The organism is Haladaptatus halobius, assembly GCF_020618475.1.
In the GTDB taxonomy this organism is placed as follows: Archaea; Halobacteriota; Halobacteria; order Halobacteriales; family Haladaptataceae; genus Haladaptatus; species Haladaptatus halobius.
Genome location: NZ_CP085335.1, coordinates 2,588,327 through 2,603,144 on the forward strand (window position 1 = coordinate 2,588,327; position 14,818 = coordinate 2,603,144).

16 protein-coding genes, 1 tRNA gene, 1 rRNA gene and 1 pseudogene are annotated in these 14,818 nt (G+C 58.6%); 4 read left to right on the forward strand and 15 right to left on the reverse strand.

The genetic code is table 11. The annotated features are described in order from the left end of the window. Window positions 1-38: 38 nt before the first annotated feature. Window positions 39-1,284, reverse strand: a pseudogene (locus LIW51_RS39175) (RNA-guided endonuclease TnpB family protein). Next, entirely contained in the window at window positions 1,274-1,417 is a 144-nt protein-coding gene (locus LIW51_RS15170) for a DNA-binding protein (protein ID WP_227374938.1), read from the reverse strand. The pseudogene LIW51_RS39175 and the gene LIW51_RS15170 overlap by 11 nt, the downstream one beginning before the upstream one ends. A gap of 229 nt (window positions 1,418-1,646) precedes the next feature. Between LIW51_RS15170 and LIW51_RS15175 the strand changes: the two genes are divergently transcribed. Both LIW51_RS15175 and LIW51_RS15180 read left to right on the forward strand, forming a co-directional pair. Further along, complete coding sequence (locus LIW51_RS15175) at window positions 1,647-3,104, forward strand: metallopeptidase TldD-related protein (RefSeq protein ID WP_227374939.1); 1,458 nt, start codon at window positions 1,647-1,649, stop codon at window positions 3,102-3,104. A gap of 417 nt (window positions 3,105-3,521) precedes the next feature. Then, complete coding sequence (locus tag LIW51_RS15180; RefSeq protein WP_227374940.1) at window positions 3,522-4,577, forward strand: succinylglutamate desuccinylase/aspartoacylase family protein; 1,056 nt, start codon at window positions 3,522-3,524, stop codon at window positions 4,575-4,577. A gap of 65 nt (window positions 4,578-4,642) precedes the next feature. On the opposite strand, the gene LIW51_RS15185 is transcribed toward LIW51_RS15180, so the two are convergent. The 5 genes from LIW51_RS15185 to LIW51_RS15205 all read right to left on the reverse strand — a co-directional run bounded on the left by LIW51_RS15185 (window position 4,643) and on the right by LIW51_RS15205 (window position 10,486). After that, window positions 4,643-5,743, reverse strand: a complete 1,101-nt coding sequence (locus LIW51_RS15185; protein ID WP_227374941.1) for an ABC transporter ATP-binding protein — start codon at window positions 5,741-5,743, stop codon at window positions 4,643-4,645. Window position 5,744: 1 nt separating this feature from the next. Next, on the reverse strand, window positions 5,745-6,782 hold the full coding sequence (locus LIW51_RS15190) for an ABC transporter ATP-binding protein (RefSeq protein WP_227374942.1): 1,038 nt from the start codon (window positions 6,780-6,782) through the stop codon (window positions 5,745-5,747). After that, on the reverse strand, window positions 6,779-7,759 hold the full coding sequence (locus tag LIW51_RS15195; RefSeq protein ID WP_227374943.1) for an ABC transporter permease: 981 nt from the start codon (window positions 7,757-7,759) through the stop codon (window positions 6,779-6,781). The genes LIW51_RS15190 and LIW51_RS15195 overlap by 4 nt, the downstream gene beginning before the upstream one ends. Window positions 7,760-7,763: 4 nt before the next feature. Continuing rightward, the gene (locus LIW51_RS15200) at window positions 7,764-8,741 is read right to left on the reverse strand and encodes an ABC transporter permease (RefSeq protein WP_227374944.1); all 978 of its coding nucleotides are present in this window, start codon (window positions 8,739-8,741) and stop codon (window positions 7,764-7,766) included. Between the two features lie 65 nt (window positions 8,742-8,806). Further along, entirely contained in the window at window positions 8,807-10,486 is a 1,680-nt protein-coding gene (locus LIW51_RS15205; RefSeq protein ID WP_227374945.1) for an ABC transporter substrate-binding protein, read from the reverse strand. Between the two features lie 82 nt (window positions 10,487-10,568). Here LIW51_RS15205 and LIW51_RS38575 point away from each other — a divergent pair, with 82 nt between their 5' ends. Continuing rightward, entirely contained in the window at window positions 10,569-10,700 is a 132-nt protein-coding gene (locus LIW51_RS38575) for a hypothetical protein (RefSeq protein WP_255766712.1), read from the forward strand. A 191-nt stretch (window positions 10,701-10,891) separates the two neighbouring features. On the opposite strand, the gene LIW51_RS15210 is transcribed toward LIW51_RS38575, so the two are convergent. The 4 genes from LIW51_RS15210 to LIW51_RS15225 all read right to left on the reverse strand — a co-directional run bounded on the left by LIW51_RS15210 (window position 10,892) and on the right by LIW51_RS15225 (window position 12,385). Beyond that, a complete protein-coding gene (locus LIW51_RS15210) occupies window positions 10,892-11,140 on the reverse strand; it encodes a hypothetical protein (RefSeq protein WP_227376819.1) in 249 nt (82 codons plus the stop codon). 24 nt (window positions 11,141-11,164) lie between these two features. Further along, complete coding sequence (locus LIW51_RS15215; protein WP_227374946.1) at window positions 11,165-11,443, reverse strand: hypothetical protein; 279 nt, start codon at window positions 11,441-11,443, stop codon at window positions 11,165-11,167. Then, a complete protein-coding gene (locus tag LIW51_RS15220; RefSeq protein WP_227374947.1) occupies window positions 11,443-11,778 on the reverse strand; it encodes a hypothetical protein in 336 nt (111 codons plus the stop codon). Before LIW51_RS15220 ends, LIW51_RS15215 begins: the two co-directional genes overlap by 1 nt. Window positions 11,779-11,851: 73 nt before the next feature. Beyond that, entirely contained in the window at window positions 11,852-12,385 is a 534-nt protein-coding gene (locus LIW51_RS15225; protein WP_227374948.1) for a hypothetical protein, read from the reverse strand. Window positions 12,386-12,633: 248 nt separating this feature from the next. On the opposite strand from LIW51_RS15225, the gene LIW51_RS15230 reads away from it, so the two are divergent. Then, window positions 12,634-12,981 carry a hypothetical protein gene (locus LIW51_RS15230; RefSeq protein ID WP_227374949.1) on the forward strand — a complete coding sequence of 116 codons (348 nt, stop codon included), beginning with the start codon at window positions 12,634-12,636 and terminating at the stop codon, window positions 12,979-12,981. On the opposite strand, the gene LIW51_RS15235 is transcribed toward LIW51_RS15230, so the two are convergent. The 4 genes from LIW51_RS15235 to rrf all read right to left on the reverse strand — a co-directional run bounded on the left by LIW51_RS15235 (window position 12,957) and on the right by rrf (window position 14,750). Further along, a complete protein-coding gene (locus LIW51_RS15235) occupies window positions 12,957-13,814 on the reverse strand; it encodes a hypothetical protein (protein WP_227374950.1) in 858 nt (285 codons plus the stop codon). The genes LIW51_RS15230 and LIW51_RS15235 overlap by 25 nt on opposite strands. A 97-nt stretch (window positions 13,815-13,911) precedes the next feature. Continuing rightward, complete coding sequence (locus LIW51_RS15240) at window positions 13,912-14,223, reverse strand: hypothetical protein (RefSeq protein ID WP_227374951.1); 312 nt, start codon at window positions 14,221-14,223, stop codon at window positions 13,912-13,914. 217 nt (window positions 14,224-14,440) lie between these two features. Beyond that, window positions 14,441-14,516, reverse strand: a tRNA-Cys gene (locus tag LIW51_RS15245). A gap of 112 nt (window positions 14,517-14,628) precedes the next feature. Further along, a 5S ribosomal RNA gene (gene rrf / locus LIW51_RS15250) occupies window positions 14,629-14,750 on the reverse strand. Between the last annotated feature and the right edge of the window lie 68 nt (window positions 14,751-14,818).

Below are 14,818 nucleotides of genomic sequence, written 5' to 3' on the forward strand. Positions count from 1 at the left end.
CCGTAACGGCGAGGCTTCCAACGCATGGGGAATACCAGTTAGTCGTCGCTGGCAGAGGGTTCTGACTCTCGAAACGCCGTGAGCGTCATCTGCGCTGGTATGCTCTTCTCACGGTGAGACGTGGCGGTGTCACAACCGCGCCCATCCCGAGGCGAGTCATCGCGTTCCGCCTTGTCAAGCGGAATGCTCTCTCCCCACGGGTCAACCCGTCGTGCGATATTCGCGGAAGCGTTGATATCAGCCTGAAACGTCGAAACGTAGCAGTCGTCGTTCGGACACCAGAAATCAGCCTGTGAGTCCCGCTGACCAATACGATTGCAGCCGTGACATGTCTGTGACGTGTACGCCGGGTTCACGTACTCGACCGGGATGCTTGCCTCCGTCGCCTTATCCTTGATGCACCCTTGCAGTCGGGCGAACGCCCTCGAGTGAAGGCGACGGTTCATGTACTTCCCGTAGTCAAGCCTTCCCGAATGTACGCAAGTCCTCCATCACCAACACCGGGTTCTCAAACTGTTTGACGTACTTGATGGTTTGCCGAGACACTTTCTCCACGATGTCGGTGAGCGCGTTCTGGTAATGCGAGAAGCGGTCTTCAATCCACCACTCGAATGTGCCACGATCTTGGAGGCGTTTCAGGGTCGTGTGCATCTCTTTGCAGAGGTGCTTTGCTCTGCTTCCGTCATACACGAACGGGTCAGCCAGAGAACCGTCCTTGAGGGCACAGCCCGTTATCAGGCGGTTTCTCCGATGTCTAAGCCGATGTGGTGGCGTTACCGACCGTCGCTGACTCTTCGACCGGGTACTCGACGGTGACGTGTAGTACCCAGTTCTTCCGGTGCTTCTGAAGCCGTATCTCGCCTGCCTTTGCGTCCTCTGCTACGAGGTCGTGCCAGAGATCTTCCTGCTCGGGATTGATGCGAAGCGGTATCCAGAAATTCATTCCCCGACCGGGGCGCGGAACCCACCACATAAACTCATAGTCGCGTTCCTCTAAGTGGTCGAACTTCGCAGACTGATTCGTGAGCCGTATCGGGTGGCCATCGTCCAACTCCTTCGCGTTGTATGTCTTCCGCAGTTTCGGGACGTAGTTGCACAGAGCAGCCTTCGCCTGATACGACAGGTCGTAGGGCGTCACGATGTCGCTCACCGCCGACATGATACTCGCCCCAGCGTCGAACGCCTCTTGCAGACCGTCCTGTAGGTGTCGAGCAAGTCGTTGAGTTTCGACTGCTTGTGCACCGTCGGCGGAGCGAAGGTCGCTTGGAGCGTCTTAGTTATCATCATCACTGACGTCTAATCCCTTCTCGATTAGTTCAGCGTAGGCACGGGGATGTCGGATACCGTTGTCACGAGCGTAGTCTTTTACTCGCTCGTGGAGGTCGTCTCCCCGTTCTATATCGATTTTAGTTCGCACAATTATTTGTGCATTATTTTTGCACTAATAATTTGCGTTGGGTATTCGGACTGCTGTAGATGGTGACTTGCGTAGTCGAGTGACGCGATTCACGCCTGCCCTAAAGGGCGGAATTCTCTCGCTGTTTAAAGATAGTCGAGTCGATCTTCAATGCGTTCACTCGTTCGAGCAATGATAAACCCGGTCGACCTCCGGTGGTTTCATACCTTATTGATTGGTATCCTTTCGCATGACAAAGAGCGACGACCCGATAGCGGCGATGGAATGGTTGCTCGACCGCTTAGAGGACGACGACGATGTCGCGTACGCTGAGGTGGGAGCCGTCTCGCAGGCGAAGACGGACATCGTCGTGACCGAAGATGGCCCACGGGACGAACTCATGTTCGACGAGACAGGCATCTGGTGTCGCGTCTTCGCCAATGGCGCTGCCGACTATCGATACACGACGAATTTAAACGAGGAGACGTTAGCCGACGTAGCGGACAGAGCAGTTCGCGGCGGCAAGTTCCTGGCCCAGGCTGACCCCGCCCGATTTGACCAGCTCACCACCCACAGAGCCGTCCACGATGGTTGGGCAATAGATCGAATCGACAATGTACCGCTAGAAACGAAACGCTCGACCATTAAAGCAAGTCTCACAGCGGCGGCAGATATTGATCTAGAACGACAGTGGGTCAACTATGCCGACGCGCACGTTGAGGAGACCGCGGCGACGACGACTGGAAGCACCGTTCGAACGACGCTAGACCGCGCGAGCGTGGTGTTCACCTTCGCAGTCCGAAACGGGCCGACGATTCGACGCCACGCCGGGTCCACTCGAGGCGCAGCGTTCCTCGACGAGCTCCCAGACATGTTCGAGTCCGTAGCCGCCGACGCTCGGATGTTGACGCGAGCGGCGACGGCCGACGTGCCGACCGGCGAGACGACCGTCGTTCTAAGTCCGCGGGCGGCCGGGCAGTTGTTCGCGTTCGTCTCGCGATATCTCGAAGCAGACATGGTCGAGATGGGATTAAGTCCATACAACATCGGCGACGAACTCGGTCCCGAGTCGCTGTCGATAGAGGATACCGTTCACGCCGGATCGTGGGCCGCTCGCAGCTATGACGCCGAACTCCGGCCGACGACACCGGTGCAACTGGCCGAGAATGGAACTGTGACGAGATACCTCCACAACACCGCCACCGGAGTCGAAGCAGACGAGTCTCCCACCGGGAACGCTGTCCACAGTCTCGGCTTCGGGCAGGCACCACGAATCCATGCCCGCCATCTAGAGGTCGCACCCGGCGACACCAGCCGGACGGCCCTCCGCGACGGGGCCGACGTACTCGTCGAACAATTCGACGAACCGTGGCTTCGTGACGAGTTTGAACGCGTCCAGCGGTCGGGCGTCATGCCCGCTAGTGCCCTCTACGCGAGAGATATTGACCGAAAAGTCGATAATCGAACCGACCGAGGCTGCGCCGAGTTCCCCATCGCGGAGGGCTACAGACTTCGGAACAGCGAACGCGCCGGCCGCATCGAAGGGCTATCGCTAGCGTACGACCCCTCGACACTCCGCAAGGTGACCGCCATCGGATGTGTTCGCGGAACTGTCACGGGTGTCGACGAGAAACACAAATCACAGATTCCGTACGCGGTGACTGCGCCCAGCGTTCGCCTCCGAACGAGGCTTTGCACTCAAAAGTAAGCCGCGGAGAGGAATTAGTCAGAAACTACAGAACTCGCTGTCGGTGACGATACGTAGCGAACAGAGCTTCCCCCGGAAATGCTTCCATACGACGAACGTGTCGTCGACGATAGAATTCCCGGTGGGTTTACAATCCACCTCTACGGAGGTCTCAATTATCAGGATTGCCAGCGTCTCCGATAACCAACGAGAGAGGCGACAACTAACCGACTGACTCACGAAAATGACGAACTCACGATCAGCTATGTTTCATCGGGGTACTGTAGAACGGCAGAGAGCTCGTCTCGCTACGCGACGGCAAATCGATCACGAAGGGCGGGCTGCTCCCGTCGCATCGACCCGATCACCCGGTCCGCCCATCGGACCGCAACGCATGCCGGAGACATCGACTTACACGGATAGTCGCCGGAAAGACCCATGAAGCTTGGAACTGCAGAGTCGGACCCCGGTGAGGTTTCTACGGGCTATCTCTCCGTCACTGATTTGCCGACGGGGCAGCCCGAACATATTCCCGTCGTTGTCATCGAAGGAGAAAAATCCGGGCCGACGGTATGGGTGACCGGAACGATTCACGGCGACGAACCGACCGGAATGGAAGCGATACACGAGTTTGTGGCCCGAATTCGGGACGAACCGCTCCAGGGAACCGTCGTCTGTATTCCGGTGATGAACCCGTCTGGACTCCGGACGAATGCTCGAACCTCATACTATCACGGTGACGACCCGAATCGGTACTTCGGCTTCGAGCGCGGAGACGGCGAGACGCCACCAAGCGTTCAGCAGTTGATCTGCGAGCGGCTGTACGAGGAGATCAGCGCGAGCGCAGATGTGGTCATCTCGCTTCATACGTCTTGGGTCGCGACGTACCCGTACACGATTCGACCGCGAGTGAGCTACGGGGAAAATCGAGAGAAAGTCGAAGCCGTCGAGTTACGTGACCGTATCACCGAACTCACTGATGCGTTCGGCCTCCCTGTGGTCAACCAGTTCAGTCACGAGGAGACCGAGCGACGGTCGCTCGAGCACACGTTGACCGGGACAGCCGTCGCAGACGGGATTCCGGCGTTCACTCCGGAACTCGGCGGTCGGTTCGTCGTGGAACAGGACGTCTGTGAGGCAGCTATCGTCGGGTTGTACAACGTGCTCCACGTCTCCGGGATGGTCACCGAATCGACGTCGTTCCCGATGGAGTTCGAGCTGTCTGCCGAGACCGATCTCAAACGGCTCATCCACCCACACGCGGACACCGCTGGAATCGTTCAATATAGGGTGCAAGAGGGAGAGTGGGTCCAATCGGGACAGGTAGTTGCGGATATTGTCACTCCCCACGGGGAGACGAAGACCCGAGTGAACGCAGACCACTCGGGGTACGTCCTCAGCCGTTACGAGGGCGTGGCAGTATACGAAAACGATCCACTCCTCGATATGGCCGTACCAGACGACGAACCACTGCTACGAGAGCACCGAGACTAATTGGGTTCGTAGCGGCGCCCGGTGAGTTCGGGGCAGCGCCCGGTGAGCGAGACGAGATGAATAGGTCAATCGTCCGCCGGTGCCGACTCGGTGTCGTCGCTCGTGGTGACTTCGTCCTCTCGACGTTCACCTGCTAACTCCTCGTAGGGATTGTACCCCTCCGCACTCTCGTAGAGGTGGCAGGCGATGTCCTGCTCTCCGTCGACGTCCGCCTTCTGTTCCAACGGCGGGGCGACTTTGTCACAGACGTCGCCGATGTGCTTCGGACAGCGGGCCTTGAACCGACAGCCAGTCGGAATGTCGATAACGTCGCCCACTTCGCCCTGTAATTCGACTCGCTCACGTCCCACGTCCGGGTCGGGGACGGGAACCGCGTTGATGAGTGCCTGAGTGTAGGGATGTTGGGGATTCTCAATTACCTGGTCCGTCGGCCCCTTCTCGACGATTTTGCCCATGTACATGATAGCGAGGCGGTCGCACATATGCCGAAGCAACGAGAGATCGTGACTGATGTAGACGACCGAAAGTCCGAACTCGTCGGTCATCCGATCCAGCAGCGACAGAACTCCGGCTCGGAGACTAACGTCGAGCATCGACACCGGTTCGTCTGCGACGATAAAATCGGGATCAAGCGCGAGGGCACGCGCGATGGCGACGCGTTGGCGCTGACCTCCGGACAGCTCATGGGGATACTGATCGAAGTACTGCTCGGCCGGGAGAAGTTCCGCGAATTCTAGTGCGCGCTGGACCCGCGCAGTCTCGTTGCGGATGTCGTGGATGCGGAGCGGTTCGGCAACGGTGTCGTACACCGTCATCCGGGGATTCAGGCTCTCGAACGGGTCCTGAAATATCATCTGGGCGTTCTGCCGGAACTCTTTGAGTTCGTCGTCGCTGGCCTTCGAAAGCCCTTTGTCGTTGTAAATGATTTCACCGGCGGTCGGTTCATGGAGCTTTACCAGCGACATTCCCGTTGTGGTCTTGCCGCAGCCGGACTCGCCTGCCAATCCGAGAGTTTCGCCCGCGTGAAGGTCGAAACTGACGCCGTCGACGGCGTGGACGTACTCTGGTTCCCCACCGGAGACCGACTGCATCAGACTTGCTATCCACCCCTGATCGACCTTGAAGTGTTTCTTGAGATCGTCGACTTTGAGGAGTACGTCGCTCATCTCAGTCACCTCCGACGTCTTGGGCTGCAGCAGTCTGGTCCCACGTTCTTGCGTCGTCGGCGTACGGACGTAGCTCTGCGTCGATCTCGTCGGCATAGTGGCAGTACGATCGCAGGCTGTTGATGTACTGTGCTTCAGGTTCCTCCTCGCGGCACCGGTCGGTTGCCATCGGACATCGCTCGGCGAATCGACAGCCCTGGGGCGGATCCACCAGTTCGGGTGGATACCCCGCTATGGACAGTAGGTCTTGGTCCGTCATCCGGATGTTCGGGAACGCCCGCTTCAGGCCAATAGTGTATGGGTGATACGGTTGATTGAATATCTCTTCGACCGATCCCTCTTCCGCCACTTTCCCAGCGTACATCACGAGGACACGGTCGCATGTCTCAGCAACAACACTCACGTCGTGGGTGATGACCAGCATTGAGGAGTTAATCTCCTGTTGAATCGAGCTGATGCGTTTGAGGATCTGATCCTGCATGATGACATCAAGCGCCGTGGTCGGCTCATCGGCCAACATCAGCGACGGTTCGAGCACAAGCGCCATCGCGATCATGGCGCGCTGACGCATCCCGCCGGAGAACTGATGGGGATAATCGTCGGCACGATCCGGGTCCAGTCCTACGAGTTCGAACATCTCAGTCACCATCTCGTCGGCCTCAACGCGGCCCGTTCCTGGACGATGAGTCTCGACTGCCTCGACTATTTGTTCGCGGATGGTGTACACTGGGTCCAACGAGTTCATCGCCGACTGAGCGATCATCGATATCTCTTCCCACTTGAGGCGGCGGCGCTCGGGGCCTATCATTTCGGTGAGATCGTCGCCCTTGAACTCGATGCTGCCGTGGTTGACATATCCAGCGTCGGGAAGGATGCCGATTATCGCCTTAGCGAGTGTGGTCTTACCGCAACCCGACTCGCCGACGATGCCGAGGTTCTCGCCCTCTTCGAGTTCGAATGACACACCGTCGACCGCCTGAGCGGGACCATCTTCGGTTTCGTAGTAGACTTCGAGGTCTTTGACTTCGAGTAGACTCATTGTAGCTTGGGGTTGGTTATCTCTTCGTAGCCGCGGCCGATGAGGAAGCCGCTAATCACGAGTAGTCCGATACAGATGCCCGGCGGTACGAACCACCACCACGCACCGAACTGGAGTGCCGAGTACGCTCGCGATGCCTGGAGCATCGTGCCCCACGAGACGGTGTTCGGATCGCCGAGACCGATGAACGAGACGCCCGCCTCGGCCAAGATCGCCCACGCGATGCCGAACGAACCGTACAGGAATGTTAGCGGCAGGACGTTGGGGGCAAGATGTCTACTGATGATATGCCAGTCGCCTGCACCGGCGACCTCCGCGGCCTTCACGAACGGCCGCTCGCGGAGTGAGAGTGCCTGCGACCGAATAACACGGGCGGTCGAACGCCACTGGAGGATGATCAACGCGAGGATGATGTTCCAGAGATTCGGCCCCAGCACTGCGACGAGGACGATGACGGTCGGCAACAACGGCATTCCGTACAGAAAGTCGACCAGCCGCATGAGCGCGTCGTCGACTTTTCCGCCGTAGTAGCCCGCGACAAGACCGACGAGCGTCCCTATCCCGGCGGTGAACACCGCTGCGATGAGCCCGACCATCAGCGCCGCACGCGTACCGTACACGAGTTGGCTGAAGATGTCGAACCCCTCTGCGGTCGTCCCAAGGATGTAGGAATTGTCGGCGCCAAGGAGCGATGGTTTTGCCCACTTTTGGATAATTATCTCGGCGTCACCCTGATACTGGCGCTGAAGGGGCTGATGGGTCGCGATGTACGGCGCAAAGATGGCAACGAGTACGAACCCTGCCACGGTTATCAGCGAGAGCTTGACCGAGAGTTCGCTGGTCAATTTTCCCCAGTGGTCGCGAAGCGTCTCACGCCAGAGACGGGCTGTTCGTTGCCACTTGTTGATCTCGTGATCGGACGACCTGTCGTCGAGGTCGGTGAATATCGACCGACTGGTTGGTTCTTCTTGTGCCATTGTTCTAATCGTAGGTCACCCGAGGATCAAGATATCCGTACGCCAAATCGGCGATGAAGTTCAGAGTGATGATGGTTGCAGCGAGGACTATGAACGTCCCCTGTGCGACGGGGAAGTCCCGCCGGAGCACTGCTCGCACCATCTCCCGACCGAGACCGGGCCACGCGAACACCGTCTCGATGAGGACGCTCCCGCCGACGGCATAGCCGAGGGCGATGGCCGCTGCGGTGACGATGGGCAGCAGCGCGTTCCGTGCGGCGTGTTTGAACATTATGGTCCGCTCTTTCAGTCCCTTCGCGCGGCAGACATCGATAAAGTCCTCCGAAAGCACTTCGAGCATGCTGGAACGCATGATGAGCAGCGGGTAGCCCATGAAATAGAAGCCCAGCACCAGCGCCGGAGCGAGGAGGTGATGCAGGAAATCTAGGGAGAACACTATCTGCCAGAATCCCGTACTTTGAGATCCCAGACTGGTCATACCACTCATTGGGATGACGCCAAGGCCTGCACCGAAAATCCACAGGACGATAAGTCCGACGTAGAACGTGGGAACGCTCCGAGCGGTCAGTGCAACGATGACTGTATTTTTCTCGAACCGGGAGCCACGGTACCACCCAGATAAGATGCCGAGCGTGATACCAATAGCGTAAGCCAAGATGAACGCCGTCAGCATGAGCACGAGCGTGTTTGGCAGGTAGGTCGCAATGACGTCTGTGACTGGTCGGTTCGAGTGGAATGATTGACCGAAATCCAGCTTTATCAGGTTCTCAAGGAACTTGATGTACTGAATGTGGAGTGGTTGGTCGAGGCCGTAGCTTGCGATAATCTTTCGACGCGCTTCCGGCGTCATTTGTGAGGAAACCACGTACGAGGTCGGGTCACCTGGCATGAGTCGAAACAGGCCGAATAGCACCGTCCCGACCGCCCAGAGCGTCACGACGAGTTGGAGCGTGCGTCTGATAACGAAACTCGCTTTTCCCATGATATTGTATTATATTTTTCCGTTTTATTTAAGTGAGATCGCGAACCGAAATCGGTTCGTCCAGCTTAGTTACCACTCGGCGCTTGAAGCATGTCGTTGTCATCCCACGTGTAACCAGCCTCCTTGAGTCGGCTTCGGGCGGCTTTTTTGCTCTCCTTGTACTCGGTCACATCATCGGTGTGGAGTTTCCCGAACGCCGACGAGACGACGTTGCTGCCAGGCTTCGGGAAGCCGAACAGAATCTGTTCGACGATGGGCGTCCGAGGGATGGTCTCGACGAGCGCCTTCCGCAACTGTACATCGTCGAGACCCTTTTTACGCTCGTTCGGTGTGAACATCCAAAACGTCGGCGCGGTCTGGAATTTCGTGCCGATGTTCTTGTGATTTTGGTTCTGGTCGAGACTTTTGTCGATGCGGCCGAACGGCTCGTAATTGAGGTCGCCGTTCTTGAGGTTCTCCCACACTGTCGACGATTCGGGGATGACGCGCCAGAACCGTTTTTTGAAGGAAACGGGAGCGAAGTGTTTGTCGAACTTCTTCATTCCAAACTCGCTGCCCTTCTCCCAGTAGTCGAACATCATGGGACCGCTACCGACCGGTTTCTGGACGTTTGCCTTACTCGGGTTTTTCCTGTCGGCCCATTTGTGCTCAGGGATGATGGGGATGAGGTTCGCGACTGCGAGGTTGAACGGTCCCAGCGGTTTGGACATTTTGATTCGAACCGTCGACTCGTCGACAGCTTCGGCGCTCTTGAGGTACTCTATCTGCGTCGAGTACAGCGGTACCTCGTTCTCGATGATGTAGTTGTATGTGAACGCGACGTCCTTGGCGGTGAGGTCCTTGCCGTCGTGCCACGAGTGGTCGGTACGGATGGTGTATTCCATCGTGGTCTCGTCGACCCGGTTCCAGTCCGTAGCGAGGCTGACCTTGGGGTCTGGTTCGGCTTTGTTATTGAGCTGAACCAAGAAGTCGTACATCATGTTGAACTGGTAGACGTGCTTGCTCTCGTCGTTGTGACCGAGCACGTTCATCGTCGAGAGCGTCTCGGGCCAATAGCCCTTGAGGGTGTCCTCGCCGCCCTTCATCTCCAGGTTTATCATCGTCCAGTAGGAGTTGAACCCGTTTGCGAGGTCCGCTTGCCAGTTGCCTACCTGGTTTTTGTTGTAGATGGCCGCCTGCGGCATTTGCGTGATCGGCATCATCGGCACTTCGTCCATCAGTGTCTTCTGTATCTGATGGGCCAGGTCGACTCGCTTGTCGGATTTCGGCTCGGCCAGATAGCTCTTCATTTTCTTGTCGAGGTCAGGGTTCTTATAGCCGGAGTAGTTACCCTGCCCCGGGCCGGTGTTTTTAGAGTTGAAAAGGGTGTTCAGCTCCGTCACCGGTTCCGAGACGAAGAACGTGTGCCACGTTGCGAAACTGTAGTTGTACTCTTCGGATACTCGGCTGTACAAGGTACCCCATTCGAGCACGTCGACGTTCATATCCAGTCCGAGTTCGCTGAACTGTTTCGCGATAAGATTTATCGCGTCGTGTCTCGGAGGGTTGTAGCTTTGGGCGTTGTTAACGTAGGTGTAGGTCGAGAGGCCCTTGCCTGCGCTTGCATTGCCGTTCTTGTTGTCGTTTTGTTTGTCATTCGAATTGCCACCAGAACAACCCGCTAAGGCCGTCATACCCGCGACACCGCCCGCAGTCGCCGCTTTTAGAAATTTCCGCCGCTGGACTAGATTGTCATCCTCTGCCATGGAGTCACAAACCCAAACCCACCATAAAAACCTTTCTGACAGCAATGATAGATTAAACTCTTTTGTTCGAGTACTGTGATCAGTGGGTGATTCTTCAGTACTTAGTGGCTCCGCTATCTCGGTCTGGATGGGCGCGACGGCGGCGCTCGATATCCTGAGCACCGAACGTGGAAAGCCGTTCCACGATTTCGATACGTCGGCCGCTATCGAGTGACGTCCAAACAATGAGCAGAAATAGTAGGGCTGCCGCTCACGACAGGGAGCTAACAAACCGGCGACTACCCGCCTATTCCGGTGGGGGCCCTCTTGGAACGCTGCCAGTGACACGGCTCGCGTCGGGGGCGGGGTGTTGCCAGGCCTAGTGGGTTCCGCCTGTCGCGTCTCGACGGCTTCAATCACTAACGATCACGTATTGGAGCCCCATACGAGGCTGTTAGCGATCTCCTCCGCACCCAGGTCAACCACACCACTCGTCGGTCCCTCCTCAGCGTGGAACACGTCCGCACCGTGTGTCCCAACACTCTCATGACATCGAACGAGGCCGTCGTCGAGCAGTCGAGCGAGTGTCTTTGCCACATGGCGCTTCGACACATCTGTTGCCGCAGCTAACTCTCGAGCCGTCGCAGACCGCCGCTTTCGGAGTGCCTCGATGATAGCACGCTGTGCGTCGGTTGCAACTCACTCGACCTCGGGGACACGACAGTCAGCGAAGCCAGTTGGCATCGCACTCGTGTGGACGAACATGATCGCCTGATTCGCTGGATCATCGGCGCCCCGTGTGTATCGACCTGCGGCCTGGGCGACGTGCGTCTCCCGCACCGAGACCAGAATGTCGCTGGCGCTGTCCGCATCAGGGCCCTCGAACCCACGGCCGTGCGCCCGTCGCTGGTCGCCGTCCTCGGTCTCGACGGTCTCTGGTTGGGCGTGGAGGTCACACTCTGCCAGCAGATTCAGCACTAGTCATCACCAGGATCGATCGACTTGTGGACGAACCCAACGGGACGGTCACCGAAGTCATCGCGAGACCGCTCCTCACCGAAGTGCATCGTCTTGGGGTCGTCAATGCCGACCTCACGCATGAAGTGTTTGACGTCATATTCAACACTCACAGCGGTGATGCAGGTGTCGAACGCATCGCCATAGTGGTTACTGAGGTGGTTTAGGAGAACCTTCGTCACGTCCGGATTGAAATACTCACCACTGGCGAGCGGGCGAACGGCGTCCCCGACCTGCAGAACGCGAAGCCCTCGCTCGTAGCGCCGCCAGAGCCGGCGTTCATTGACATCGAGCACCTGCTCGGGGAGGATGTCCTTGGTCGTATTCCGCTGCCACAGCAGGACTTGGATGGGCGTCGAGGCCGACTACTCACCGTGCTCCTGAGAGATCCGGGACGCTTCGAACGGCGCTTACATGGTTGTCCCTGTCGACGACGACGGTGACCCATGTCCGCGACCACGAGTCGTCATCGCGAGCACTGGCATCGAGCCGGGGCGGCGTGTGCGTGACTGTCCCCACACCGCGCCCGTTCTCGTCGAAGCCCTGCGCCAGCGCCGACCACACTGCCTTCACGAGCGCGGGAATGAGCGTGTGAGCATCCTGCTCTTCGAGATACCATTCACGATCCGGTTCATAGTCGAGAACCGCGCGGGTTGCATGCGCCTCCCGGAGCGCGTCCCCGTGGACGTTCCGCCCATAGGTTCGTCGCGCGAGCTGGACGAAGGCCTCCCAAGTGCTGACCGGCGCACCTGCCTCTTTGAGGAAGGCTGCCGTACCCCGCTGGAGCTGCTCGTTCGAGAGCGACTCACCATCGACAGCGAAGTCAGGTCGCTCATCGAAGATGACGTTACACGACTGCCTAAGCGCTGGAACGTACGCGAACTGGTGGGTGGCGTGAATCACGTCAACCGCCAGCGTCCCGTCCTCGTTTCGCGGCAGCCCTTCCCACTGGCCGATTGCAGGACAGGGATCCTCGCCCCGCGAACACGCAGTTCGATACCCTAGTCGTTGTGCTCGGCGAGGTAGGCATGGGCCGTCGAAAACGGAATGCCGTGGCCGTCACAGACTGCGTCAAACCACTCGGAGGCGGGCGTCCGATTCATCGTCACATCGACCATGTTGGTATCCTCCTCCGATGGATCGTGAATGCCGTGAGCGACCGTGCATTCCTCCTTTCGCCCGCGAAGGACGGCATACGACACACCGTCAGCCTCGCAGCTATGCTCAGCGGCCGCGTCGCGGGCTTTTCGTGTCGGGCTGAAGTGGACGACCGGCTGTTCATTGGTCACGTCGGCGTGATTCAGTCACGGCTCGGTCGCAACGGTGTAGCTCTTCCCCAGGCCGGTCGGGGCGTCGATGACGACCTACTCTTGATGCCGGATGGTGTCCAGCAGGCAATCCCGCAGGCGGTCACGCGCCTCGCCCGTCGATGGCCACTCGACATCGTGCGACGCCGCAACGCGCTCGCTGGCCGTCATCGACGGCATCGAATTTCGTGACCGAGAGCGAACTCAGTGGGTCGGACGAGTCGGATTGGACTCATACTCCGGGATGTGGACACACGATTCCGCAGCGTTTCGACAGCTTCCCAGAACGCCTCGCCACTGGGATACTCGGTGACCTCGGTGATGTTTCGCTCCTCGAGTGCAACGACTTGCAGGGCGTCGAGCTCATACATTCCCTTCCGGTAGACCCAGCCGTCACCAACCTGCGCGAGGCGTGTTCCGCTCTTCGACTGCGCCCAGCTCGGGTCGAAATCCTTGCTGCCGTCACTCCGCTCGCGCGTGACGGTCGACCGAAGCCGAATGTTGGCAGGGCCAGTGTGCTGGATGGCGTCGAAGACGTCCTGGATGTCGGACGTGATCACGATATCTGCGAGGTCGGCCTTCGACGTCTCAGGCTCGCGCTCGAATCCGTCCCGCCGACCAGCAGGCGTCGTCGCCCGCACTGCGTCGAGCGCTCCTAGGTTAGCTGCAAGAATATCGTCGACGATGCCGTGGATGTCTTTCGTTTCGGTCGCGGTGCCAGGGATGTGGTCGCCCGTAATCGTGGTGTACCGGCGCCCAAGGTAAATTTCGAGTTCTGCATCCGGCCACTCAGAGGACGACAAGTCGATTGTGAGTGCCTTCACGTCCTCCGGCAGGGAGAACCCACCAAGGGCGTGCGCACCAGTCCCAGAGGGCGACCACTCGCAGAATGTCCCGGTCAGCCGCTCCAGAAGTTCTGCCGCCGCTGGTGCCACCGCACCGGTCGTCCGGGTCACGGATGTCGTCAAAATCGAGGAGACCGACGTGTGGTTCGTCGGCAGGGTCGTCGTGGGTGTACTTCTCATCGTCCTCCCAGTCGTCACGGTCGGGAGTCGTGAGGTAATATGCAAGCCCGAGGTCGTCGTCGTGGTCAACCCAGCCGGTTGCCTTGTCGAACTCGAACTAGGCCCGTGGATCCTTTGCACCGGCGAACGCGTAACCCGCGCCATGGTCGGAGTATCCCCAGGCTAGATTGCGGGGTACTTCCCGGTCGTCGCTGTATTGCCAGAGTAGCCAGCGGGCACCGTTCTCGACGAGATCTTCGGGATAGGTGCCAGCGGTGACGCCCTGGAGGTCGATCTCCGTCGTCTCACTTGAGGTGGTGGCATCCGAGGCAGCGGTACCGTCAGTGTCGGTGTCATTCTGAGGGTAGTCGTTGGTGTGCCCGTCCGAAATGACAGACGCATCGCTGGGGGCTGTCTCAGTGCCTATCACCGTATCGCTCAGCTGTGCAAAGTGGTATGGACAGCGACTGTTCGATCCGGAGGAGTCCCTCGCTGTTCGCTGACAGTCAGGGAGTCCACACTGGCGGTTGGACGGCCGATCCGTCACGTCGCCTCACCTCCGTTGGGGGCCGCATCTCGAGAAAGGAAGACGAAAATCCCCGCTGCACTATGGGAGTTATTACTCGGATTGTGAGAAAATGGGTATAAGCCAAGGGCCGGATTTGAACCGGCGATGGGCGGCTCTGCAGGCCGCTGCGTTCGGCCGGACTCTGCCACCTTGGCGCACGTCCTGCTTCGTATTCGCTCGCTTTAAATATAGCGGTCTGGGGGAAGCCGCCGAAAATAGAAAAACCCCACACAGAGCATGCTCTGTGTGGGGTTGATGTCGTATGAATGGAGGCGGCGAATCGAATTTCCCAGAGGCTCGCGCACTCCAGTACTGATCGAAACGCAGGCAGGCTTAACTACCGTGTTCGGGATGGGTACGGGTGTGACCCTGCCGCTCTGGCCGCCTTAACGTCAACTCACGGAATCGAACCGTGACGCGGATACCAATCGTTGATGGTTCGTGTGACCATGTGTAT

What these genes read in the sequence shown, in the direction of transcription:
- LIW51_RS15205 (WP_227374945.1), bottom strand. Translation starts at nt 10,486, where the DNA reads ATGGCAGAGGATGACAATCTAGTCCAGCGGCGGAAATTTCTAAAAGCG.
- LIW51_RS15195 (WP_227374943.1), bottom strand. Translation starts at nt 7,759, where the DNA reads ATGGCACAAGAAGAACCAACCAGTCGGTCGATATTCACCGACCTCGAC.
- LIW51_RS15190 (WP_227374942.1), bottom strand. Translation starts at nt 6,782, where the DNA reads ATGAGTCTACTCGAAGTCAAAGACCTCGAAGTCTACTACGAAACCGAA.
- LIW51_RS15175 (WP_227374939.1), top strand. Translation starts at nt 1,647, where the DNA reads ATGACAAAGAGCGACGACCCGATAGCGGCGATGGAATGGTTGCTCGAC.
- LIW51_RS15235 (WP_227374950.1), bottom strand. Translation starts at nt 13,814, where the DNA reads ATGAGAAGTACACCCACGACGACCCTGCCGACGAACCACACGTCGGTC.
- LIW51_RS15200 (WP_227374944.1), bottom strand. Translation starts at nt 8,741, where the DNA reads ATGGGAAAAGCGAGTTTCGTTATCAGACGCACGCTCCAACTCGTCGTG.
- LIW51_RS15180 (WP_227374940.1), top strand. Translation starts at nt 3,522, where the DNA reads ATGAAGCTTGGAACTGCAGAGTCGGACCCCGGTGAGGTTTCTACGGGC.
- LIW51_RS15185 (WP_227374941.1), bottom strand. Translation starts at nt 5,743, where the DNA reads ATGAGCGACGTACTCCTCAAAGTCGACGATCTCAAGAAACACTTCAAG.